Below are 24497 nucleotides of genomic sequence, written 5' to 3'. Positions count from 1 at the left end.
CCCCCCGCCGAGCTCGACCCCGACCAGCCGATCCCGCTGGAGCGGACCGCCTCGCCGTACGACGTCGTCGAGGCCTTCGCCGACCTGTCCACGACGATCGACCAGATCGACACCGGCCAGCTCGCCCGCTCCTTCGAGGTGCTCTCGGAGACGTTCGCCGACACCCCCGACGAGGTCCGCACCTCCCTGGAGGGCCTCGCCCGGCTGTCGGACACGATCGCCTCCCGCGACCAGCAGCTGCGCGACCTGCTCACCGCCACGCGGCAGGTGACCCAGGTGCTCGCCGACCGCAACGGCGAGTTCACCCGGCTGATCGTCGACTCCAACGTCCTCCTCCAGGAGGTGCAGGAGCGCCGGCGGCTGATCGACTCGATCCTCACCACCACCCAGCAGCTGGCCACCCAGCTCTCCGGGCTGGTCGCCGACAACCGCGAGGCGCTCACCCCGGCCCTGCAGCAGCTGTCGACGGTCACCGACATCCTGTCCCGCAACCGCGCGGCGCTGGGCGAGACGGTGGCCGAGCTCGCCCCGTTCGTCCGCGTCTTCACCAACACCCTGGGCAACGGGCGCTGGTTCGACAGCTTCGTCGAGAACCTGCTCCCGGGGGTGCTGGGCTCGGTCGCCTGCGGCGGCGCGGCCCGGACCCCGCTGCCCGTCGGCTGCGGCACGGGGGGCGGCGGATGACCGGCGCCCTGCAGCGCGGTGTCGCCCTCGTGGCCACCGCCGTCCTGCTCCTGGCCATCGGGTCCAGCGTCCTGCGGCCGGCCGGCACGTACCGCGTGACGGCGTACTTCACCGCGGCGGTCGGCCTCTACGAGGGCTCGGACGTGCGGGTCCTCGGCATCCCGGTCGGCACGATCACCGCCGTCGTCCCCATGGGCGACCGCGTCCGCGTGGACATGGAGATCGACGACGACCACGACGTCCCGGCCGACGCCGGCGCCGCGGTGCTGGCGCCCTCGCTGGTCTCCGACCGGTACGTGCAGCTCGCGCCGGTGCACACCGGCGGCGCGACGATGCAGGACGGCGCGGTCGTCCCCCTCGAGCGGACGGCGGTCCCCGTCGAGCTCGACGCCGTCTACGGCGCGCTCGACGACCTGTCGGTGGCGCTCGGACCCACGGGGGCGAACGCGGACGGCGCGCTGTCGGACCTGGTCGACACGGGCGCGGCGAACCTCGACGGCAACGGCGAGGCGCTCAACCGCACGGTGGCCGGCTTCTCGCAGGCGGTGCGGACCCTCGCCGAGAACCGCGACGACCTGTTCGGCTCCCTGGACGCCCTGCAGACCTTCACCACCGCGCTGGCCACCGTCGACGGCCAGGTGCGGCAGTTCAACGACGACCTGGCCGCGGTGGCCCGGCAGCTCGCCGGTGAGCGGGAGGACCTCGCCGCCGCCGTCCGGCTGCTCGGCCAGGCCCTGGGGCAGGTGGCCGCGTTCGTGCAGCAGAACACGTCGCTGCTCGCCACGAACGTCAACCGGCTGGCCGACGTGACGCTGACCCTCGTGCAGCAGCGCGAGGCGCTGGCCGAGGTGCTCGACGTCGCGCCCGCCGCGCTGGGCAACCTGGCGCACGCGTACAACCCCGACCTCGGCACGCTCGACACCCGCGACAACTCGCTGGGCGCCACGAACGCCGACCTCCTGGTCTGCCAGGTGCTGGCCCAGACCGGCCGGCTGCAGCTGGCCGGGGTCGACCTGGACGACGTCACCGCGCTGCTGGCCCTGCCGCCGGTCGACCGGATCTGCGCGCGGCTGCTCTCCGGGGACGCGGACGCCGACGGCCTGCTCGACGACCTCGACGGCAACGGCATCTCCGACCTGCAGGAGCTGCTGACCGGGATCTCCGGCGGGGGGACCGGCGCCGGCACCGGCGGCACGCTGCCCGGCCTGCCGCTGGTGGGGGGTGCGCGGTGAGCCCGGCGGTGCGCCGGGTCGGCGCCCTCGCGGCCGGGCTCGTGCTGCTCTCCGGCTGCGGCTTCCGCGGCGCGTACTCCTTCGACCTGCCCGGCGGCGCCGACGTCGGCGACGAGCCGTACACCGTGCAGATCCAGTTCGCCGACGTCCTCGACCTGGTGCCGCAGTCCGGCGTCCGGGTGGCCGACGTCCCGGTCGGCCGGGTCACCGGGATCGAGCTCTCCGACGACTGGACCGCGCTGGTGACCGTCCTGGTCGACGGCGACGTCGACCTGCCGGCGAACGCCGTGGCGATGATCCAGCAGTCCTCGCTGCTGGGGGAGAAGTACGTCGAGCTGGCCGCGCCCGGCGGCGAGCCGGCGCGGGGGCGGCTCGAGGACGGCTCGCTGATCACCCTCGACCGGACCGACCGCAACGTCGAGGTCGAGGAGCTGCTCGGCGCCCTGTCGCTGGTGCTCAACGGCGGCGGGCTGGCCCAGCTGCAGACCATCACCCGCGAGCTGGGCGAGGCGATGCAGGGCCGCGAGGACGAGCTCGCGGCCACCCTCGACCAGCTCGACGTCTTCATCGGCGGGCTGGACGAGCAGCGCGAGGAGATCGACCGGGCGCTGGACAGCGTCGACGCGCTCGCCGCCACCCTGGCCGAGCGCACCGGCACGATCGAGACCGCGCTGGACACCATCGGCCCCGGCCTCGACGTGCTCGACCAGCAGGAGGACCTGCTCGTCTCGATGCTGCAGGGCCTCGACCGGCTGGGCGACGTCGGCACCCGGATCATCACCGAGGCCGGGCAGGCCACCGTCCGCGACCTCGAGCTGCTGCAGCCGATCCTCAGCCAGCTGGCCGCGGCCGGCTCGGACCTGACCGGCTCGCTGGACCTGCTGCTGACCTACCCGTTCCCGGCCAGCTCGCTTTCGGGCCTGCAGTACCGGCCCGACTCGCGCACCGGGGGCTACGGCCTGTTCACCAACATGACCGCCACGCTGAACCTCGACCTGCGCGAGGTCCTCTGCCGCTACGTCGTCGACCCGGTGACCGGCGCGCTGGAGGTCCAGCCGCAGGAGCTGCTCGGCGACACCTGCGGCCAGGCCGGCACCCCGCCGGCCAACCAGGGCGGCCCGACCACCACGACGACCGTGCTCGCCCTGCCGGGCCTGCCGACCGACCTCGGGGAGGTCGTCGGGGACCTCCCCGGGCCGACCGGCCTGCCCGGGCTGCCGCTCCTCCCGGGAGGCACGCCGTGATCCCGCGGAGGACGAGGCTCAAGCTGGTCGCGTTCGCGACCCTCGCCGTGCTCGGCACGGCCTACCTGGGGTTCACCTACGTGGGCCTCGACCGCGTGGTGCTGGGCAGCGGCTACGACGTGCACGCCGACTTCGCCGACTCGGGGGGCGTCTTCGTCAACGCCGAGGTCACCTACCGGGGCGTCTCCGTGGGCCGGGTGACCGACATGCGGCTCACCGACGACGGCGTGCGGGTGACGCTCACCATCGACCCGGAAGCGGAGCGCATCCCGGCCGACACGGCGGCGGTGGTCGCCAACCGCAGCGCGGTGGGGGAGCAGTACGTCGACCTGCGCCCGGACGACGACGAGGGTCCGTTCCTCGAGGACGGCGCGGTGATCCCGGTCGAGCGCACCGCGATCCCGATCCCCGTGGAGCAGCTGCTGCTGGACGTGGACGAGCTGGTCACCTCCCTCGACGTCGAGAACCTGCGGATCGTGGTCGACGAGCTCGGCCGGGCCTTCGAGGGCGCCGGCGACGACCTGGGGCGGCTGATCGACAACGGCGACCTGCTGCTGACCCGCGCCGAGGAGTCCCTGCCGCAGACGCTGCGGCTGATCACCGACGGCCGGACGGTGCTCGACACCCAGAACGCCGGCCGCTCGGCGATCCAGCAGTGGGCGGCCGACCTGCGGCTGGTCTCCGAGACGCTCGTCGACCTCGACCCCGACCTGCGCGGCCTCGTGGTGGACGCCCCCGACGCCGGCGACGCCCTGCGGCAGCTGGTCGAGCACGCCGGGCCCGGTCTCGGCTCGCTGGTGCGCAACCTCGACGTCCTCAACGGCGTCACGATCCCGCGGCTCGACGGCGTCGAGCAGATGCTGGTGACCTACCCCGACGTCGTCTCCGGCGGCTTCACCGTCGTGCGCAACGACGGCGGCACGATGCGCGCCCACTTCGGGCTCGTCCTCAACCTCGACGACCCGCGGGCGTGCACCAGCGGCTACGTCTCCACGGGCTCGACCCCGAGCCCGGGCGCCGTGGCCGGCGTGGACACCGGGGACGTGGCCTGCGACGTGGTCGACGGCGCCGACCCCGAACCGGGCGACGGCGTGGACGAGTCGGGCTCGAACATCCGCGGCGAGCAGAACATCGGGCGCAGCGGGGGCGTCGGCTCGCCGGGCCCCCAGGGCGGCTTCGCGGCCGGCGGCGAGGCGGTGACCGCGGTCGTCGACGAGGTGCTCGGAGGCATCCTGTCGGCCACCCCGTTCGCCCGCTCGAGCGGGTGAGCGCCGTGGCCGCGGCGGGCTGCACGGACGGACGGAGTGGAGGGGAGCACGGGTGACGAGCGAGACGCGCGGCCGCGCGCTGACCGAGGAGCTCCCGGGGGACGAGGCGTTCCCCGCGGAGCCGGCGGAGCGGACGCCGGAGGCCGAGCAGGCCGGGGAGGTCGCCGCCGACGACGCGGCACCGGAGCCCCGGCGGCGGCGCCGGCGGGGAGCCCGCGACAGGGTGACGGCGGACGACGACGAGGCCGGGGCGCGCCGGCCGGCCCGGCCCTCCGTGCCGCTGGTGCCCGTCCTGGCCGTCCTGCTCGTGCTGCTCCTGGGCGCGGCCGCGTGGCTGTGGACCACCCGGCCGGAGCGCTCCCCGGTCACCACCGACGACTACGTCGAGGTGCTGCAGGCCGCCCGCTCCGCCGTGGTCGACCTCACCTCCTTCGACCACGTCACCCTCGACGACGACATCGAGGAGGCCCGGCGGGTCACCACCGGCGACCTGCGCGAGGAGTCGGTCGAGCTGCTCGACTCCGGCCGCCGGCAGTTCACCGACGCGCAGGTGGTGGTGAGCACGGAGGTGGTCGGCGCCGGGGTGACGCGGGCCGACGCCGAGCGGGGGACCGTCGTGCTGTTCCTCCAGGCGACCCAGAAGAACAACGCCTCGGAGCAGGCGCAGGTGGTGCGGTACGAGATCGAGGCGGAGCTGACCAGGGTCGACGGCCGCTGGCTGCTCTCCGGGATCACGGGGCGGTGAGCGGCGTGGCCGACGAGCGCGACGAGCGCCCCCGTCCCACCCCGCGCCCGCGTCCCGGCGCAGCCGCCCGGCCGAGCCCGCGCCCGCGGGTCGCGGGCAGCCGGCGCGACCGGGAGGAGCCGGCCACGGCGGCCGAGCGGACCGCCCGCGCGGTGCCCGCGCCGCGGCCGGGTCGCCCGGCGGGTGCCGCGGCGAAGCCGGGGGCCGCGACGGCGGCGGGGACGGCGCGCCCGGGCGCGACCGCGGCCGCGCGCCGCACCGCCCGCGCCGCCGCGGTCGCCGAGCAGCCGGCCCGCCGGCGCCGCGGCCGCGGTCTCGCGCTGACCCTCGCCCTCCTGTGCCTGCTCGCCGGCGGGGGAGCGGGCTACCTGTACTGGCAGCGCAGCGACCCCCCGTACGTCGACCCCGACGTCTTCGCCGCCACCCGGGAGGCCGTGGAGGCGCTGTACGCCTTCGACTACCGCGACCCCGAGGGCAGCGTGGCGGCCAAGCTCGACGTCCTCACCGGCGACCTGCGCGACCAGTACGAGCAGGACCTGACGCAGGGCGGCATCGTCGAGTCCGCCGAGCAGGTGTCGGCGACGACCCGCCTCGAGGTGTCCGACGTCGCGCTGCAGCAGGTCGACGACGCCCAGGACGCGGCGACGCTGGTGGTCTTCGGCGACTACGTCACCGAGTCGGTCACCACGGGCGGCGAGCCGGCGCCCGAGGGCTCGGGCTGCCGCCTGACACCCGAGGGCGCGTCGTCGTGCACCCAGACCATCCAGGTGCACGTCGTCGAGCTCGACGGCGGGTGGAAGATCGACCAGATCACGGTGCTCACGGGGGTCTGAGACCGGACCCGCGCGAGCTCGGGCCGGACCCGTCCGCGGGCCCGTGCCGGGCGGGCGGGGCGGGAGAAGGACGGGATCGTCCTGGCGTGGCAGTGCCGCTGCGGCCCGGGATTTGGCATCATGGCTCCCGCAACGGCCCCGACGACCCCTGCTCGGTCCGGTCCGCCTGCCACCCGGGTGTGGCGCTGGTCGCGAACCAGCCCCCCGACGTGGACAGCGCACGCGAGCAGGGGTAGGGTCTCCTGTTGCGCTGCCCCCTGACTGCCTGCCCGCCGAGACGGGTCACCAGGGGTGCCCGGGAGCGGTCCCGGTCACCCGGGTCGACCGAGCTGGACCGCGCGCCGGGCCGGAACCAGTGGACAGCCAGCCGTTACCGACTTTCGACCCAGGACGAAACCCCGCACCCACCGGCCGCACGTCGTGAGTCCTTGGAAGGACGCATCTTGGCAGGCTCTCGCCCCACCAGCATTTCCGCCAGCACCACCGAGTCCGGTACCACCCGCACCACCCCGCAGGAGCCGCAGGACGGCCCCCGCACCGGCGGCGCCGACGCCCAGAAGATCCCCGGCGCCCCGCTCCGCGTCTCCTTCGCCAAGATCAACGAGCCCCTCGAGGTGCCCGATCTGCTGGCGCTGCAGACCGCGTCGTTCGACTGGCTCGTCGGCAACGAGGCGTGGCGGGCCACCCTCTCGCCGGAGGAGCAGGAGACCGCCGTCGGCGGCCTCGCCGAGATCCTCGAGGAGATCAGCCCGATCGAGGACTTCAGCGGCTCGATGTCGCTGTCCTTCTCCAACCCGCGCTTCGAGGACGTCAAGGCGTCGCTCGAGGAGTGCAAGGACAAGGACATGACCTACGCGGCGCCGCTGTTCGTCACCGCCGAGTTCATGAACAACACCACCGGCGAGATCAAGAGCCAGACGGTGTTCATGGGTGACTTCCCGATCATGACGAACAAGGGCACGTTCGTCATCAACGGGACCGAGCGCGTCGTCGTCTCGCAGCTCGTCCGCAGCCCGGGCGTCTACTTCGACAAGGCCCTGGACAAGACGTCGGACAAGGACGTCTTCAGCGCCAAGGTGATCCCCAGCCGCGGTGCGTGGCTGGAGTTCGACGTCGACAAGCGCGACACCGTCGGCGTCCGCATCGACCGCAAGCGCCGCCAGCCGGTCACCGTGCTGCTCAAGGCCCTCGGCTGGACCGAGGACCGCATCCGCGAGCACTTCCAGTGGTCGCCCACCGTCCTGGCCACCCTGGAGAAGGACCACATCGCCGGGCAGGACGAGGCGCTGCTCGACATCTACCGCAAGCTGCGGCCGGGTGAGCCGCCGACGCGGGAGAGCGCGCAGGCCCTGCTGGAGAACCTCTTCTTCAACGCCAAGCGCTACGACCTGGCGAAGGTCGGCCGCTACAAGGTGAACAAGAAGCTCGGTCTCGAGGTGCCGCAGGGCACCGCGGTGCTCACCGAGGACGACATCGTCGCCACGATCGAGTACGTCGTCCGGCTGCACGCCGGCGAGCCGGACCACGACGTCGACGACATCGACCACTTCGGCAACCGCCGCCTGCGCACCGTCGGCGAGCTGATCCAGAACCAGATCCGGGTCGGCCTTTCCCGCATGGAGCGCGTCGTCCGCGAGCGGATGACGACCCAGGACGTCGAGGCGATCACGCCGCAGACCCTGATCAACATCCGGCCGGTCGTCGCCTCCATCAAGGAGTTCTTCGGCACCAGCCAGCTGTCGCAGTTCATGGACCAGACCAACCCCCTCGCGGGCCTGACCCACAAGCGCCGCCTGTCGGCGCTGGGCCCCGGTGGTCTGTCCCGTGAGCGGGCCGGCATGGAGGTCCGCGACGTGCACCCGAGCCACTACGGCCGGATGTGCCCGATCGAGACCCCGGAAGGCCCGAACATCGGCCTGATCGGCTCGCTGTCGGCCTACGGCCGGGTCAACGCCTTCGGCTTCATCGAGACCCCGTACCGCCGGGTCGAGAACGGCGTCGTCACCGACCAGATCGACTACCTGACCGCCGACGAGGAGGACCGCTTCGTCGTCGCCCAGGCCAACTCGCCGCTCGACGCCCAGGGCCGCTTCGCCGAGGACCGCGTCCTGGTCCGCACCAAGGGCGGCGAGGTCGACTACCTCTCCCCGGAGAACGTCGACTACATGGACGTCTCGCCGCGGCAGATGACCTCGGTCGCGACGGCGATGATCCCGTTCCTCGAGCACGACGACGCCAACCGCGCGCTCATGGGCGCGAACATGCAGCGCCAGGCCGTGCCGCTGCTCCGCTCGGAGGCCCCGCTCGTGGGCACCGGCATGGAGCTGCGCGCCGCGGTCGACGCCGGCGACGTCGTGGTGGCCGAGAAGGCCGGTGTGGTCGAGGACTCCACCGCCGACTACGTCACCGTCATGGCCGACGACGGCACCCGGCAGACCTACCGGCTGCTGAAGTTCCGCCGCTCGAACCAGGGCACCTCGATCAACCAGACCCCGATCGTCGACGAGGGGCAGCGGGTCGAGGTCGGCCAGGTCATCGCCGACGGGCCGTGCACCGACCAGGGCGAGATGGCGCTGGGCAAGAACCTGCTCGTCGCCTTCATGCCGTGGGAGGGCCACAACTACGAGGACGCGATCATCCTGTCGCAGCGCCTCGTGCAGGACGACGTCCTGTCCTCGATCCACATCGAGGAGTTCGAGGTCGACGCGCGCGACACCAAGCTCGGCGCCGAGGAGATCACCCGGGACATCCCGAACGTCTCCGAGGAGGTCCTCGCCGACCTCGACGAGCGCGGCATCATCCGCATCGGTGCCGAGGTCGTCCCCGGCGACATCCTCGTCGGCAAGGTCACGCCCAAGGGCGAGACCGAGCTGACCCCCGAGGAGCGGCTGCTCCGCGCGATCTTCGGCGAGAAGGCCCGCGAGGTCCGCGACACGTCGCTGAAGGTCAAGCACGGTGAGTCCGGCAAGGTCATCGGCGTCCGCGTGTTCTCCCGCGAGGACGGCGACGAGCTGCCCGCCGGCGTCAACGAGCTCATCCGGGTCTACGTCGCCCAGATGCGCAAGATCTCCGACGGTGACAAGCTCGCCGGCCGCCACGGCAACAAGGGCGTCATCGCGAAGATCCTGCCGGTCGAGGACATGCCGTTCCTCGAGGACGGCACCCCGGTCGACATCGTGCTCAACCCGCTCGGCGTCCCGGGCCGGATGAACGTCGGCCAGGTGCTGGAGACCCACCTCGGGTGGGTGGCCAAGTCCGGCTGGCAGATCGACGGCGACCCCGAGTGGGCGGCCAACCTGCCCGCGTCGGCGCGCTCGGCCGAGCCGGGCACGCGGACCGCGACCCCGGTGTTCGACGGCGCCAAGGAGGACGAGATCGTCGGCCTCCTCGAGTCGACGATCCCGAACCGCGACGGCAACCGCATGGTCGCCCCGACCGGCAAGGCCCGGCTCTTCGACGGCCGCTCCGGCGAGCCGTTCCCGGAGCCGATCTCGGTGGGCTACGTCTACATCCTCAAGCTGCTGCACCTGGTCGACGACAAGATCCACGCCCGGTCGACCGGCCCCTACTCGATGATCACGCAGCAGCCGCTGGGTGGTAAGGCGCAGTTCGGTGGCCAGCGGTTCGGCGAGATGGAGTGCTGGGCGATGCAGGCCTACGGCGCGGCGTACGCGCTGCAGGAGCTGCTGACCATCAAGTCCGACGACATCCTCGGCCGCGTCAAGGTCTACGAGGCGATCGTCAAGGGCGAGAACATCCCCGAGCCGGGCATCCCGGAGTCGTTCAAGGTGTTGCTCAAGGAGCTGCAGTCGCTGTGCCTCAACGTCGAGGTGCTCTCCGGCGACGGGCAGGCGATCGAGCTGCGCGACACCGACGACGAGGTCTTCCGGGCCGCGGAGGAGCTGGGCATCGACCTCTCCCGCCGCGAGCCGTCGAGCGTCGAGGACGTCTAAACCGTCCCGCCGGCCGGCCCCGGGCTCCCGGGGCCGGCCGGCCACCCCACTTGGTCAGGACAGAGAACTAGCCCCTGGAAGGGGTCACCACTTTGCTCGACGTCAACTTCTTCGACGAGCTCCGCATCGGGCTGGCCACCGGCGAGGACATCCGCCAGTGGTCGCACGGTGAGGTGAAGAAGCCGGAGACCATCAACTACCGCACCCTCCGTCCGGAGAAGGACGGCCTCTTCTGCGAGAAGATCTTCGGTCCCACCCGGGACTGGGAGTGCTACTGCGGCAAGTACAAGCGCGTCCGCTTCAAGGGCATCATCTGCGAGCGCTGCGGTGTCGAGGTCACCCGCGCCAAGGTGCGCCGTGAGCGGATGGGCCACATCGAGCTGGCCGCGCCGGTCACCCACATCTGGTTCTTCAAGGGCGTCCCCTCGCGCCTGGGCTACCTGCTCGACCTGGCGCCCAAGGACCTCGAGAAGATCATCTACTTCGCCGCGTACCTGATCACCTCGGTCGACGAGGAGGCGCGCCACCGCGACCTGCCCACCGTCGAGGCCGAGATCAGCGCGGAGAAGGCCACCCTCGAGAACCGTCGCGACGCCGACGTCGAGGCCCGCCAGCAGAAGCTGGAGGCCGACCTGGCCGAGCTCGAGGCCGAAGGTGCCAAGTCCGACGTGCGCCGCAAGGTGCGCGAGGGCGGCGAGCGCGAGATGCGCCAGATCCGCGACCGGGCGCAGCGGGAGATCGACCGCCTCGAAGAGGTGATGGACACCTTCCGCAAGCTCGAGGTCAAGCAGCTCATCGCCGACGAGGGCCTCTACCGCGAGCTGCGCGACCGCTTCGGCGAGTACTTCGAGGGCGGCATGGGTGCCGCGGCCCTGCAGAAGCTGCTGGCCGACTTCGACCTCGACGCCGAGGCCGCCTCGCTGCGCGAGACGATCCGCACCGGCAAGGGCCAGCGCAAGCTGCGGGCCCTGAAGCGGCTCAAGGTCGTCGCGGCGTTCCAGCAGACCCGCAACTCGCCCATGGGCATGGTGCTGGACTGCGTGCCGGTCATCCCGCCGGACCTGCGCCCGATGGTGCAGCTCGACGGTGGCCGCTTCGCCACCAGCGACATGAACGACCTGTACCGCCGCGTCATCAACCGGAACAACCGGCTCAAGCGGCTCCTGGACCTCGGCGCGCCCGAGATCATCGTGAACAACGAGAAGCGGATGCTCCAGGAGTCCGTGGACGCGCTGTTCGACAACGGTCGGCGCGGTCGTCCGGTCACCGGGCCGGGCAACCGTCCGCTGAAGTCGCTGTCCGACCTGCTCAAGGGCAAGCAGGGCCGGTTCCGGCAGAACCTGCTCGGCAAGCGCGTCGACTACTCCGGCCGCTCGGTCATCGTCGTCGGCCCGCAGCTGAAGCTGCACCAGTGCGGTCTGCCCAAGCAGATGGCGCTGGAGCTGTTCAAGCCGTTCGTCATGAAGCGGCTGGTCGACCTCAACCACGCGCAGAACATCAAGTCCGCCAAGCGGATGGTGGAGCGCGCCCGTCCCGTCGTCTGGGACGTCCTGGAGGAGGTCATCACCGAGCACCCGGTGCTGCTCAACCGGGCGCCGACGCTGCACCGCCTCGGCATCCAGGCCTTCGAGCCGCAGCTGGTCGAGGGCAAGGCCATCCAGATCCACCCGCTCGTCTGCACCGCGTTCAACGCGGACTTCGACGGTGACCAGATGGCCGTGCACCTGCCGCTGTCGGCGGAGGCGCAGGCCGAGGCCCGCATCCTCATGCTGTCGAGCAACAACATCCTGAGCCCGGCCGACGGTCGTCCGATCACCGCGCCGACCCAGGACATGGTGCTGGGCCTGTACCACCTGACGACCCTGGTGCCGAGCCGGCACGAGGCCGACGGTGGTTCCCCGGCGGCGTTCTCGTCCACGTCCGAGGCGGTCATGGCCTACGACAAGGGCGTCCTGGGTCTGCAGGAGCGGGCCTACATCCGCCTCGACGAGGTCTACGGCGTCGACAACGGCGTGAACGAGCCGTGGCAGCAGCCGGAGGACTGGACGCCGGGTGCCCCGGCCATGGTCGAGACCAGCCTGGGCCGCGTGCTGTTCAACGAGGCCCTGCCCGAGGACTACCGCTTCGTCAACTACCAGGTGCCGAAGAAGGAGCTCGGGGCGATCGTCAACGACCTCGCCGAGCGCTACCCGAAGGTGCACGTGGCGGCGACGCTGGACGCCCTCAAGTCGGCCGGCTTCCACTGGGCCACCCGGGCCGGCGTCACGATCGCGATCGACGACGTCGTCACCCCGCCGGCCAAGCAGGAGATCCTCGACCGGCACGAGGAGGAGGCGCGCAAGATCGAGCGCCAGTACGAGCGCGGCGTCATCACCGACGCCGAGCGTCGTGGGGAGCTCATCGAGATCTGGACCCGCGCGCGGGCCGAGGTCAGCCAGGCGATGGTGGACAACTTCCCGACCACCAACCCGGTCTGGGTCATGGTCAACTCGGGCGCCCGGGGCAACATGATGCAGATCAGCCAGATCGCCGGCATGCGCGGCCTGGTGGCGAACCCGAAGGGCGAGATCATCCCGCGGCCGATCAAGGCCAACTTCCGGGAGGGTCTGTCCGTGCTGGAGTACTTCATCTCCACGCACGGTGCCCGCAAGGGTCTGGCCGACACCGCACTGCGGACCGCCGACTCCGGGTACCTCACCCGCCGGCTGGTCGACGTCTCCCAGGACGTCATCATCCGCGAGGAGGACTGCGGCACCGAGCGCGGCGTCGTCATGCCGATCGCGACGGTCGTCGACGGCCAGCTGGTCCGCGACCCGCACGTGGCCACCGGCGTGTACGCCCGCTCGCTGGCCGCCGACGTGCTGGCCGAGGACGGGACCGTCGTCGCGCAGGCCGGCCAGGACCTGGGCGACGTCCTCATCGGTCAGCTGATCGACGCCGGTATCGCCGAGGTCAAGGTCCGCTGCGTGCTCACCTGCGAGTCGCTGCTGGGCACCTGCGCCACCTGCTACGGCCGGTCGCTCGCGACCGGCAAGCTGGTCGACGTGGGCGAGGCGGTCGGCATCATCGCCGCCCAGTCGATCGGTGAGCCCGGCACCCAGCTGACGATGCGCACCTTCCACACCGGTGGTGTCGCGGGTGAGGACATCACCCACGGCCTGCCGCGTGTGGTGGAGCTCTTCGAGGCCCGCGTCCCCAAGGGCAAGGCCCCGATCGCCGAGCTGGCCGGCACGGTCCGGATCGAGGACGGCGAGCAGTTCCGCAAGCTGACCATCACCCCGGACGACGGCTCCGACGAGGTCGTCTACGACAAGCTGTCGCGCCGGTCGCGGCTGCGGGTCGAGGACGGTTCCCACGTCGAGGTCGGCGAGCAGCTCACCGAGGGTGCGGTGGACCCGCACGAGGTGCTGCGGATCATGGGCCCGCGCGAGGTGCAGCTGCACCTGGTCCGCGAGGTCCAGGAGGTCTACCGCAGCCAGGGCGTGTCGATCCACGACAAGCACATCGAGGTGATCATCCGGCAGATGCTCAAGCGGGTGACCATCATCGACTCGGGTGCGACGGAGTTCCTGCCCGGTGCGCTGGTCGAGCGGACGCTGTTCGAGACCGAGAACCGCCGCGTCGTCGCCGAGGGCGGCGAGCCGGCCTCGGCCCGTCCGGTCCTGATGGGCATCACCAAGGCCTCGCTCGCGACCGAGTCGTGGCTGTCGGCCGCCTCCTTCCAGGAGACGACCAAGGTGCTCACCGACGCCGCGATCCAGGGCAAGAGCGACAGCCTGCTCGGCCTCAAGGAGAACGTGATCATCGGCAAGCTGATCCCGGCGGGTACGGGCATCAGCCGCTACCGGAACATCACGGTCGAGCCGACCGAGGAGGCCCGCGCCGCGGTCTACACGATGGCCGGCTACGACGACGGGCAGTACTACAGCCCCGACGTCTTCGGCCAGGGCAGCGGCGAGGCCGTGCGCCTGGAGGAGTACGACTGGCGCGGCTGAGAAACACCTCCTGCCCCCCGCTGCTCACGAGTTCGTAGCGGGACCCTGCAGGGGGCGCCGTTCCAGCACCTCACGAGAAGGGCCCCGCAGCCGTCCGGCTGCGGGGCCCTTCCGCGTGCCGGGGCCACGATCAGGTCACCTGGTCGTGGCCCCTCCTCCCTGGCGGTGCGGCACGAGGGAGGAGTCGTCGCGGTGGGGGAGGACGTCAGAGGGCGGGCTGGGTGCAGGTGAAGCGGGCCTGGACGGAGGCGTGCACCCGCTGGGGCACCGGCTCCACCTCGAAGCGCACCTCGTCGGCGACGCTGTCGTGCGCTGCCCGGCCGAACATCGCCGGAGCCACGGCGAGGCCCTCGTGGCCGGACACGCCCTCGTCCGCCAGCTCCACCAGGCCGGTCAGCCGCGCCCCGACGGCGGCGGCGTACTCCTCGGCCCGCCGCCGCGCGTCCCGGACGGCCTCCGTGCGCGCTCGCCGGTACGCGTTGCTGTCCGGGCGAAGCTCCCAGAACGGGCCCTCGAGGGCGAGCATGTCGCGGTCGGCCAGCCGCAGCAGCAGGTCCCCCAGGACGGCGAAGTCGACCACCACCGCGGTCAGCTGGGCGCCGGCGAGATAGCCGGTGACCCGCTCCCGCGGGCGGCCGTCCTTGACCTGCGGCCGCACCCACAGCGTGCCGGCCTCGACCGACTCGACGGCCGCGCCGTAACCGCCCAGCGCCGTCCGGACCTCGTCGATCCGGCGGGTGAGGTCGCGCAGCGCCTGCGCGCGGTCACCGGAGCGGGCGCCGACGGCGATCCGCACGCGGGCCAGCTCGGGCGGGACCTCCCCGCTCCACGACCCCCGGACGGCGACGGTGGGGGCGGCCGGCGTGCTCACGGTCAGCCGGCGATGCGGCGCATGGTCTCCACCGTCCGCAGCCGGCCTCCGGGGCTGTCGTCCAGCGGCTGCAGGCTCAGCGTGGTGACGCCCGCCTCGGCCAGCGCGGCGACCCGCTCGGCGACGTAGGACTCCGGCCCGATCAGCGACACCGCCCGCACCAGCTCCTCGGGCAGCGCCGCGGCGGCCTGGTCCTTCTTGCCGGACAGGTAGAGGTCCTGGACCTCCCGCGCCTCGGCCTCGTACCCGTAGCGCACCGCGAGGTCGTTGTAGAAGTTCTTGCCCCGAGCGCCCATGCCGCCGACGTAGAGCGCCAGGTGCGGCCGGACGGCGTCGTGCAGCGCGTCCACGTCCTCGCCCACGGCCACCGGCACGCCGACGACGATGTCGAGCTCGCCGAGCGCGGGGTCCCGCTTGGCCCTGCCGGCGGCGAGGGACTCGCCCCACATGTCCGCCGCCCGTTCGGGGTGGAACCAGATGGGCTGCCAGGCCTCGGCGATCTCGGCCGCGAGCTCGACGTTCTTGGGGCCGATCGCGGCCAGCATGACGGGGATGCGCTCCCGCACCGGGCGGTTGATGAGCTTGAGCGGCTTGCCCAGCCCCGTCCCCCGCTCCGCCGGGAGGGGGATGTCGTACTTCCTGCCGTGGTGCTCCAGCCGCTCGCGCCGCCACACCTGCCGGCAGATCTCCACGACCTCGCGGGTGCGCTGCAGCGGCGCGTCGTAGGGGAGGCCGTGCCAACCCTCGATCACCTGCGGCCCGGAGGCACCCAGCCCGAGGATGAACCGGCCGTCGCTCACGAAGTCCAGCCCCGCCGCGGTCATCGCCGTCAGGGCCGGCGTGCGGCTGTAGATCGGGAAGATGGCGCTCATCAGCTGCACCCGCTCGGTGACCGCCGCCAGGTAGCCCAGCTGGCTGACCGCGTCGAAGGTGTAGACCTCCGAGACCAGTGCGACGTCGAGCCCCGCGGCCTCCAGATCGCGGATCTCCTCAGCCGTCTGCCGGAAACCCCCGGCGTAGCTGGCCTGGATGCCGATGCGCATTCGCGCAGGCTACCCGCCCGGTGGCCCCCCGCAGGGACCCGCCGCGAGCCCGCGAGCGGTGGGGGCAGGGGCCCCTTCTCAGAGCGGTCGGACGGCCCCGACCACCTCGGTGACCACCCGGACGCCGTCCACGACGCCGGGGACCCGGCCGGCCGCCGCGGCGTCGGCCAGGTTCACCTTGAGCACGTAGCCACCCGCCCCGCGGGCCAGGCCGATCCCCACGACACCCGGCTCGGCGGACAGCCGCTGCGCGAGGGCGCTCTTGGCCGCGCGCGCGGTGGCTCGGTCGGGGCTCACCAGCCCATGGTGCCCCTCAACGGGTCAGGACGACACCCACTCCACCCCGAACAGGTCGAGCACCGTGGCCAGGGGGTTGGCGAAGGTGACGCCACCCCCGGCGCTGCCGCCCTGCTCGCTGCCGGCGAAGAGCAGCGCCAGCGGAGCCCGGTCGCCGCTGCGCCAGATCACCGAGCCGCTGTCGCCGCCCGCGCTGAAGGCGCCGGTCAGCCCCTCCACCTCGACCTGGTCGTCGAAGACGTGGACGACCTGGTCGTACTGGACGGCGACCCCGTCGACCTCCACCGCGGAGACCCGGCCGCGGGTGTGCCCCGTCGTCCGCCCGACCTTCTCGACCAGCTCGTCGGGGTCGATGCCGGCGCTCGCCGCCACCGGGCCGTCCAGCGGGCCGCCGGGCAGGGCCCCCGGCTCCGCCGCCACGCCGTCGTCGAGCACGGCGACGGCGGCGTCGACGAGGTTCGGCTCCTCGGTGAACCGGCGGAAGGCCGTGAGCGTCGCGATCCGGTCGGTGTCCGAGCCGCCGTCAGCGGGACCGGGCTGCAGGACCGGGTCACCCACCGCGGCGGCGTCGCTCGCGGCGAGCACGTGGTTGTTGGACAGCACCGCGAGCCGGCCGTCGAGCCGCACGAACCCACCCAGCGTTCCCGCTGTGACGGAGGGGTGCCCGACCGAGAGGCCCGGGCGCACCGGCCGCACCCGCTGCCGGAGCCGGTCGGGCGTGGGGGAGGAGAGGGCGCGCACCGGGCCGATCACGCGCAGCTCGAGCTCGGTGGCCGCCGCGGGGCCGAGGTCCGGGAGGAGCTCCCGGTCGGCGGACGAGCCGAGCCGCACGGCCAGCCGCGCGCGGCCCTTGCCCTCCGGGACGAGCCCCACGGCCACCCGCGGCGCCGCCGTCCCGCCGACCTCCCGCGCCACCGGGACGGCGCGCACGCCGGCGAGGACGCGAGCCTTGAGCTCGCGGGCCGAGTCGAGGAGCACGGGACCTCCGGTGCCGGAACGGGATCGGACACACGGGACGCTACGGCGGGGGACCGACAGTCGCGCGCGCCCGCGGTCCGGCGCGGCGGGCCGGTCCCGCGGACGCGCGACCGGGGTACTGTCGTCGCGGCCCGGGAGACGTACCGCACACCCGGGAAGCCTTCCGGGGACGCCCCCGTTACCCCGGTGAGATCCCGCCGCGGCGGGTGCGGGCACGGGTCCAGGTCGACATGGGGACCCGGTTTGCACCGGCTTCTCCGGCGCGGGTATCGTGGTCAGCCGTGCCCAGGGTGCCCTGGGCCTGCTCCCGTTCGCGGTGCGCCTGGGTGTCCTCCCGGACACCGGGGTCCCCCCGGTCGAGGCCGGGGAGGCGGCGCCGAGTCGCGAGGGGCGACCGATCCGGTCCGTCGACAGCGGCCGGTTCCGGGGAAGGGTGACACGCCCGACCGCGTGGACCGGACGGTGCCGGGCGGGCTGGTCCCGGTCACGACCCGAGCAGGGCCGGCACCGCCAGAGCACCACCAGCACGCACCACCAGCACGGCACGACATCCAGAGCAGTAGTTCCTAGAGCACCACCCAGCGCAGGCAGGAGATCCAGGCCACCCATGCCCACGATCCAGCAGCTGGTCCGCAAGGGCCGCGAGGACAAGGTCGAGAAGACCAAGACCCCGGCGTTGAAGGGTTCCCCTCAGCGCCGCGGCGTGTGCACCCGCGTCTACACCACGACGCCGAAGAAGCCGAACTCGGCGCTGCGCAAGGTCGCTCGCGTCCGTCTCACCAGCGGCATCGAGGTGACCGCCTACATCCCGGGCGTCGGCCACAACCTGCAGGAGCACTCGATGGTGCTCGTGCGCGGCGGCCGTGTGAAGGACCTGCCGGGCGTCCGCTACAAGATCATCCGCGGTTCGCTGGACACGCAGGGCGTCCGCAACCGCAAGCAGGCTCGCAGCCGGTACGGCGCGAAGAAGGAGAAGAGCTGACATGCCGCGCAAGGGCCCCGCGCCGCGCCGTCCGCTGGTCGCCGACCCGGTCTACCAGTCGCCGCTGGTCACCCAGCTGATCAACAAGGTGCTGGTCGACGGCAAGCGCTCGGTCGCCGAGTCGATCGTCTACGGCGCCCTCGAGGGCTGCCGGGCGAAGACCGACACGGACCCGGTCGTCACGCTCAAGCGGGCGCTGGACAACGTCAAGCCGGCCCTCGAGGTCCGCAGCCGCCGCGTCGGTGGTGCGACCTACCAGGTGCCGGTCGAGGTCCGCGCCTCCCGGAGCACCACCCTCGGTCTGCGCTGGCTGATCCAGTACAGCCGGGCCCGCCGGGAGAAGACGATGACCGAGCGCCTGATGAACGAGCTGCTCGACGCGAGCAACGGTCTGGGTGCGGCGGTCAAGCGCCGCGAGGACACCCACAAGATGGCCGAGTCGAACAAGGCCTTCGCGCACTACCGCTGGTGACGCAGGTCCAGCGGCGCCCGCTGACCGCGGGAGCGCCGGGACACCCCCGGCACCCGCGCACGGACACCCCGCACGTGGACTGACAGCAAGAGGAGTAAGGACATGGCCGACACCAAGGCCCAGCTCGCCAAGACCCGCAACATCGGGATCATGGCGCACATCGACGCCGGCAAGACCACGACGACCGAGCGCATCCTCTTCTACACCGGTATCAACTACAAGATCGGTGAGGTCCACGACGGCGCGGCCACGATGGACTGGATGGAGCAGGAGCAGGAGCGCGGCATCACGATCACGTCGGCCGCGACGAAGTGCTCCTGGAACGGCCACGACATCAACATCATCGACACCCCCGGGCACGTGGACTTCACCGTCGAGGTGGAGCGGTCGCTGCGGGTGCTCGACGGTGCGGTGGCCGTGTACGACGGCGTCGCCGGCGTGGAGCCGCAGACCGAGCAGGTGTGGCGGCAGGCCGAGAAGTACGGCGTCCCGCGGATGTGCTTCGTCAACAAGCTCGACCGCACCGGTGCCGACTTCTTCCGCTGCGTGGACATGATGGTCGAGCGGCTCGGCGCCAACCCGCTGGTGCTGCAGCTGCCGATCGGCGCCGAGGCCGACTTCATCGGCGTCGTCGACCTGGTCGGGATGCGCGCCCTCACCTGGCGCGGCGAGACGCAGATGGGCGAGGACTACTCGGTCGAGGAGATCCCGGCCGAGCTCGCCGACCAGGCGGCGGAGTACCGGGAGAAGCTGCTCGAGGCCGTCGCCGACACCGACGACGCCCTCATGGAGGCCTACCTCGGCGGCGAGGAGATCTCCGTCGAGACGCTGAAGGCCGCCATCCGCAAGGCGACTATCGCCGGCCAGGTCAACCCGGTGCTCACCGGCACCGCGTTCAAGAACAAGGGCGTCCAGCCCCTGCTCGACGCGGTGGTCGACTACCTGCCCAGCCCGCTGGACATCGAGTCGATCGTCGGCACCGCGCTCGACGGCGAGACCGAGGTCGTGCGGCACGCCGACGAGAGCGAGCCGTTCTCCGCGCTGGCCTTCAAGATCCAGACCGACCAGCACCTCGGCAAGCTGACCTACGTCCGCGTCTACTCGGGCAAGGTCGCCTCCGGGTCCCCGGTGCTCAACAGCACCAAGGACCGCAAGGAGCGGATCGGCAAGATCTACCAGATGCACGCCAACAAGCGCGAGGAGCGCGAGGGCGTGGGCGCCGGCCAGATCGTCGCCGTCGTCGGCCTCAAGCAGACGACGACCGGTGACACGCTGTCCGACCCGCAGCACCCGGTGATCCTCGAGTCGATGACCTTCCCCAACCCGGTCATCGACGTGGCGATCGAGCCGAAGACCAAGGCCGACCAGGAGAAGCTGTCCACGGCCATCCAGAAGCTGGCCGAGGAGGACCCGACCTTCCGCGTCCACCAGGACGAGGAGACCGGTCAGACGGTCATCTCCGGCATGGGCGAGCTCCACCTGGAGATCCTCGTCGACCGCATGCGTCGCGAGTTCAAGGTCGAGGCCAACGTCGGCAAGCCGCAGGTGGCCTACCGCGAGACCATCCGCAAGCGGGTCGAGAAGTACGACTACACGCACAAGAAGCAGACCGGTGGCTCCGGCCAGTTCGCGAAGGTGCAGGTCACCCTCGAGCCGCTGCCCATCAGCGGCGACTCGGCGACCTACGAGTTCGAGAACGCCGTCACCGGTGGCCGCGTGCCGAAGGAGTACATCCCCTCGGTCGACCAGGGCATCCAGGACGCCATGCAGTACGGCATCCTCGCCGGCTACCCCGTGGTCGGCATCAAGGCCACCCTGGTCGACGGCCAGTACCACGAGGTCGACTCGTCGGAGATGGCCTTCAAGATCGCTGGCTCGATGGTCTTCAAGGAGGCCGCGCGCAAGGCCGACCCGGCCCTGCTCGAGCCGCTCATGGCCGTCGAGGTCGTCACGCCCGAGGACTACATGGGTGACGTCATCGGCGACCTGAACTCCCGGCGCGGGATCATCCAGGCGATGGAGGAGCGCTCCGGCGCCCGCGTCGTCCGGGCCCTGGTCCCGCTCTCGGAGATGTTCGGCTACGTGGGCGACCTGCGCAGCCGCACCCAGGGGCGGGCGAGCTACACCATGGTGTTCGACTCGTACGCCGAGGTCCCGCAGAACGTGGCCAAGGAGATCATCGCCAAGGCCACCGGCGAGTAACCCGGCCGGCGGGGGACCCCCGCCGGCCCCCGAGCACCGCCCACCCCTAGAGCACGCACCACCTGCGTCACCACGAGGAGAGGAACCCAGTGGCCAAGGCCAAGTTCGAGCGGACCAAGCCGCACGTCAACATCGGCACCATCGGGCACATCGACCACGGCAAGACCACGCTGACTGCCGCGATCACCAAGGTGCTGCACGACAAGTACCCCGACCTCAACGCCGTGTCGGCCTTCGACCAGATCGACAAGGCGCCCGAGGAGAAGGCCCGCGGCATCACGATCTCGATCGCGCACGTCGAGTACCAGACCGAGAACCGGCACTACGCGCACGTCGACTGCCCCGGTCACGCCGACTACATCAAGAACATGATCACCGGTGCGGCGCAGATGGACGGCGCCATCCTGGTGGTCGCGGCGACCGACGGCCCGATGCCGCAGACCAAGGAGCACGTCCTCCTGGCCCGCCAGGTCGGCGTCCCCTACATCGTCGTGGCGCTGAACAAGGCCGACATGGTCGACGACGAGGAGATCCTCGAGCTCGTCGAGCTGGAGGTCCGCGAGCTGCTGTCCGAGTACGAGTTCCCGGGCGACGACGTCCCCGTGGTCCGCGTCTCGGCGCTGAAGGCCCTCGAGGGCGACCCCGAGTGGGCCGACAAGCTCATGGAGCTCATGAACGCCGTCGACACGGCGATTCCGGAGCCGCAGCGCGAGATCGACAAGCCGTTCCTCATGCCCGTCGAGGACGTCTTCACGATCACCGGTCGTGGCACCGTCGTCACCGGTCGCGTCGAGCGCGGCATCATCAAGGTGAACGAGGAGGTCGAGATCGTCGGCATCCGCTCGTCGTCGACCAAGACCACCGTCACCGGTGTCGAGATGTTCCGCAAGCTGCTCGACCAGGGCCAGGCCGGTGACAACGTCGGCCTCCTGCTCCGCGGCATCAAGCGCGAGGACGTCGAGCGCGGCCAGGTCGTGGTGAAGCCGGGTTCGATCACCCCGCACACCAACTTCGAGGGCTCGGTCTACATCCTCTCGAAGGACGAGGGTGGCCGGCACACGCCGTTCTTCAACAACTACCGTCCGCAGTTCTACTTCCGGACCACGGACGTGACGGGCGTCGTGACGCTCCCCGCCGGCACCGAGATGGTCATGCCGGGCGACAACACCGAGATGACGGTCGAGCTCATCCAGCCGATCGCCATGGAGGAGGGCCTGCGGTTCGCCATCCGTGAGGGTGGCCGCACCGTCGGCGCCGGTCGCGTCACGAAGATCATCAAGTAGCACCCCGCAGACGGGCGGCGGCCACCGGGCCGCCGCCCGTCTCCCGGGTCCGTCCGGACCCAGCCGGTCCACCCGGACCCACCCCAGCTAGACACATACCGATCGGCAGGAGCGAAGAACAGCGATGGCGGGACAGAAGATCCGCATCCGGCTGAAGGCCTACGACCACGAGGCGATCGACGCCTCGGCGCGGCGCATCGTCGACACGGTGACCAAGACCGGTGCGCGCGTCGTCGGCCCGGTGCCGCTGCCGACGGAGAAGAACGTGTACTGCGTCATCCGCTCGCCGCACAAGTACAAGGACTCGCGCGAGCACTTCGAGATGCGCACGCACAAGCGGCTCATCGACATCCTCGACCCGACCCCGAAGACGGTGGACGCGCTCATGCGCATCGACCTGCCGGCCTCGGTCGACGTCAACATCCAGTAAGGGCTTCAAGCAGACATGGCGAGCACATTCCGCGGCCTGCTCGGGGAGAAGCTGGGCATGACCCAGGTCTTCGACGAGAACAACCGCATCGTGCCGGTGACCGTCGTCAAGGCCGGGCCGTGCGTGGTCACCCAGGTGCGCACCCCCGAGCGCGACGGCTACTCGGCCGTCCAGCTCGGGTTCGGTGAGATCGACCCGCGCAAGGTCAACAAGCCCGAGGGCGGGCACTTCGCGAAGGCGGGCGTCACGCCGCGCCGGCACCTCGTTGAGCTGCGCACCGAGGACGCCTCCACCTACGAGGTCGGCCAGGAGCTGACCGCCGAGGTGTTCGACGGCGTGGCCAAGGTCGACGTCATCGGCACCAGCAAGGGCAAGGGAACCGCCGGTGTCATGAAGCGCCACGGCTTCCGCGGCCTCGGCGCCGCGCACGGCACGCAGCGCAAGCACCGCTCGCCCGGCTCCATCGGTGGCGCGTCCACCCCGGGCCGCGTGTTCAAGGGCCTGCGCATGGCCGGCCGCATGGGCGCGGTGAGGACCACGACGTTGTCGCTCAACGTCCACAAGGTGGACACCGAGCGCGGTCTGCTGCTGATCAAGGGCGCCATCCCCGGTCCGAAGGGCGGCCTGGTGCTCGTCCGTTCGGCCGTCAAGGGCGGCCCCGTGGGGAGTGAGAAGTGACCAGCGCAACCCGGACCCGGACCGACCGCACGGTCGACGTCCGCACGCCGGCGGGGGAGACCGCCGGCACCGCGACGCTGCCCGGTGACCTGTTCGACACGACCGCCAGCGTCGCGCTGATGCACCAGGTGGTCGTGGCCCAGCTGGCGGCCGCCCGCCAGGGCACCCACGCGACCAAGACGCGTGGCCAGGTCAGCGGCGGTGGCACCAAGCCGTACCGGCAGAAGGGCACCGGCCGCGCCCGCCAGGGCTCGATCCGCGCGCCGCAGTTCGCCGGTGGTGGCACCGTCCACGGCCCGCAGCCGCGCGACTACAGCCAGCGGACGCCCAAGAAGATGAAGGCCGCCGCCCTGCGCGGTGCCCTCTCCGACCGGGCCCGCGAGGGCCGGGTGCACGTGGTGACCACCTTCGTCGACGGGGACGCCCCGAAGACCAAGGCCGCCCTCGCCACGCTGAACGCGGTCACCGAGGCCCGGAAGGTGCTGGTCGTCCTCGACCGCGACGACGTCCTGAACTGGGTCAGCCTGCGCAACGAGCCCCGGGTGCACCTGCTCGAGGCCGGCCAGCTGAACACCTACGACGTGCTCAACGCCGACGACGTGGTCTTCACCGAGACCGCCCTCGCCGAGTTCGTCGCGGGCCCGGCCACGGGCACGGGCGCCGGCGTCGACAAGCCAGACCTGACCACGCCGCACATCCCGGGCGCGATCCCCTCGATCGAGGGCGAGGGCACCACCGACCTCGACCTCGGCGAGACGCCGGCCGAGCCGGCCCCGGCGAAGAAGGCCGCGGCGAAGAAGGCGCAGCCGAAGGCGGACCCGGCCCCGGCCACCGCCGAGGAGGCCGCCGCGGCTCCGGCCGAGCAGGCCGAGGCCGCCAACGCCGGCGCCGACGCCACCGCCCCCACCGAGGACAGGACCACCTCGGCGGCGCAGAACGACGACGACGCGAGCACCGAGGAGAAGGCATGAGCGTCCGCGACCACCGGGACGTCCTGCTCGCCCCGGTCATCTCCGAGAAGAGCTACGGCCTCCTGGACGAGAACCAGTACACGTTCCTCGTCCTCCCCGAGGCGAACAAGACGCAGATCAAGATCGCCGTGGAGCAGGTCTTCAACGTGAAGGTCCTCGGCGTGAACACGGTCAACCGTCAGGGCAAGCGCAAGCGCAGCCGCGGCAACCGGATGGGCAAGCGCAAGGACACCAAGCGCGCCATCGTGTCGCTCGCGCCGGGCGACCGCATCGAGATCTTCGGCGGCCCGGGCGCCTGACGCCCGAGCGGACCAGGGACGAAGGACACAAGGGATC

General features: G+C 71.8%; 19 protein-coding genes and 1 pseudogene. 16 read left to right on the top strand and 4 right to left on the bottom strand.

Annotated elements, in window-relative coordinates:
* Nucleotides 1-18: 18 nt before the first annotated feature.
* The 8 genes and pseudogenes from ACI78S_RS10925 to ACI78S_RS10890 form a co-directional block, all read left to right on the top strand.
* A pseudogene (locus ACI78S_RS10925) lies at nt 19-684 on the top strand (MCE family protein); the annotation flags it as partial.
* A complete protein-coding gene (locus tag ACI78S_RS10920; RefSeq protein WP_456973236.1) occupies nt 681-1916 on the top strand; it encodes an MCE family protein in 1236 nt (411 codons plus the stop codon). The pseudogene ACI78S_RS10925 and the gene ACI78S_RS10920, both read left to right, overlap by 4 nt.
* A complete protein-coding gene (locus ACI78S_RS10915; protein ID WP_456973075.1) occupies nt 1913-3160 on the top strand; it encodes an MCE family protein in 1248 nt (415 codons plus the stop codon). The genes ACI78S_RS10920 and ACI78S_RS10915 overlap by 4 nt, the downstream gene beginning before the upstream one ends.
* Entirely contained in the window at nt 3157-4428 is a 1272-nt protein-coding gene (locus ACI78S_RS10910) for an MlaD family protein (RefSeq protein ID WP_456973073.1), read from the top strand. The genes ACI78S_RS10915 and ACI78S_RS10910 overlap by 4 nt, the downstream gene beginning before the upstream one ends.
* Before the next feature lie 52 nt (nt 4429-4480).
* A complete protein-coding gene (locus tag ACI78S_RS10905; RefSeq protein WP_456973071.1) occupies nt 4481-5173 on the top strand; it encodes a hypothetical protein in 693 nt (230 codons plus the stop codon).
* 5 nt (nt 5174-5178) lie between these two features.
* Nucleotides 5179-6006, top strand: coding sequence for a hypothetical protein (locus tag ACI78S_RS10900; RefSeq protein WP_456973069.1), 828 nt, complete (start codon nt 5179-5181; stop codon nt 6004-6006).
* A 443-nt stretch (nt 6007-6449) separates the two neighbouring features.
* The gene (gene rpoB / locus ACI78S_RS10895) at nt 6450-9959 is read left to right on the top strand and encodes a DNA-directed RNA polymerase subunit beta (RefSeq protein WP_456973067.1); all 3510 of its coding nucleotides are present in this window, start codon (nt 6450-6452) and stop codon (nt 9957-9959) included.
* Between the two features lie 92 nt (nt 9960-10051).
* Complete coding sequence (locus ACI78S_RS10890; RefSeq protein ID WP_456973065.1) at nt 10052-13954, top strand: DNA-directed RNA polymerase subunit beta'; 3903 nt, start codon at nt 10052-10054, stop codon at nt 13952-13954.
* 205 nt (nt 13955-14159) lie between these two features.
* Here ACI78S_RS10890 and ACI78S_RS10885 read toward each other — a convergent pair whose 3' ends face one another.
* The 4 genes from ACI78S_RS10885 to ACI78S_RS10870 all read right to left on the bottom strand — a co-directional run bounded on the left by ACI78S_RS10885 (nt 14160) and on the right by ACI78S_RS10870 (nt 17143).
* Nucleotides 14160-14825: an SIMPL domain-containing protein gene (locus ACI78S_RS10885; RefSeq protein WP_456973063.1), complete on the bottom strand. Its 666-nt coding sequence runs from the start codon at nt 14823-14825 to the stop codon at nt 14160-14162.
* A gap of 2 nt (nt 14826-14827) precedes the next feature.
* Nucleotides 14828-15868, bottom strand: coding sequence for an LLM class F420-dependent oxidoreductase (locus ACI78S_RS10880; RefSeq protein WP_456973061.1), 1041 nt, complete (start codon nt 15866-15868; stop codon nt 14828-14830).
* A 78-nt stretch (nt 15869-15946) separates the two neighbouring features.
* Nucleotides 15947-16165, bottom strand: coding sequence for a hypothetical protein (locus tag ACI78S_RS10875; protein ID WP_456973059.1), 219 nt, complete (start codon nt 16163-16165; stop codon nt 15947-15949).
* A 24-nt stretch (nt 16166-16189) separates the two neighbouring features.
* Nucleotides 16190-17143, bottom strand: a complete 954-nt coding sequence (locus ACI78S_RS10870; RefSeq protein WP_456973057.1) for a hypothetical protein — start codon at nt 17141-17143, stop codon at nt 16190-16192.
* Between the two features lie 607 nt (nt 17144-17750).
* Between ACI78S_RS10870 and rpsL the strand changes: the two genes are divergently transcribed.
* The 8 genes from rpsL (at nt 17751) to rplW (ending at nt 24460) form a co-directional block, all read left to right on the top strand.
* The gene (rpsL, locus tag ACI78S_RS10865; protein WP_153359811.1) at nt 17751-18125 is read left to right on the top strand and encodes a 30S ribosomal protein S12; all 375 of its coding nucleotides are present in this window, start codon (nt 17751-17753) and stop codon (nt 18123-18125) included.
* A gap of 1 nt (nt 18126) precedes the next feature.
* Nucleotides 18127-18597, top strand: coding sequence for a 30S ribosomal protein S7 (rpsG, locus tag ACI78S_RS10860; RefSeq protein WP_456540938.1), 471 nt, complete (start codon nt 18127-18129; stop codon nt 18595-18597).
* Nucleotides 18598-18699: 102 nt separating this feature from the next.
* Nucleotides 18700-20799: an elongation factor G gene (gene fusA, locus ACI78S_RS10855; RefSeq protein ID WP_456973054.1), complete on the top strand. Its 2100-nt coding sequence runs from the start codon at nt 18700-18702 to the stop codon at nt 20797-20799.
* An 89-nt stretch (nt 20800-20888) separates the two neighbouring features.
* Nucleotides 20889-22082 carry an elongation factor Tu gene (tuf, locus tag ACI78S_RS10850; RefSeq protein WP_456973052.1) on the top strand — a complete coding sequence of 398 codons (1194 nt, stop codon included), beginning with the start codon at nt 20889-20891 and terminating at the stop codon, nt 22080-22082.
* Nucleotides 22083-22206: 124 nt separating this feature from the next.
* On the top strand, nt 22207-22512 hold the full coding sequence (gene rpsJ / locus ACI78S_RS10845; protein WP_014742859.1) for a 30S ribosomal protein S10: 306 nt from the start codon (nt 22207-22209) through the stop codon (nt 22510-22512).
* Between the two features lie 15 nt (nt 22513-22527).
* Nucleotides 22528-23190 carry a 50S ribosomal protein L3 gene (gene rplC, locus ACI78S_RS10840; protein WP_456973050.1) on the top strand — a complete coding sequence of 221 codons (663 nt, stop codon included), beginning with the start codon at nt 22528-22530 and terminating at the stop codon, nt 23188-23190.
* Nucleotides 23187-24161: a 50S ribosomal protein L4 gene (gene rplD, locus ACI78S_RS10835; RefSeq protein WP_456973048.1), complete on the top strand. Its 975-nt coding sequence runs from the start codon at nt 23187-23189 to the stop codon at nt 24159-24161. The genes rplC and rplD overlap by 4 nt, the downstream gene beginning before the upstream one ends.
* Nucleotides 24158-24460, top strand: coding sequence for a 50S ribosomal protein L23 (rplW, locus tag ACI78S_RS10830; protein WP_456973046.1), 303 nt, complete (start codon nt 24158-24160; stop codon nt 24458-24460). The genes rplD and rplW overlap by 4 nt, the downstream gene beginning before the upstream one ends.
* Nucleotides 24461-24497 lie beyond the last annotated feature (37 nt).

The organism is Geodermatophilus sp. SYSU D00815, from assembly GCF_054050035.1.
The sequence above is the reverse complement of the archived record's forward strand: the minus strand, read 5'-3'. Positions and strand labels throughout refer to the sequence as shown.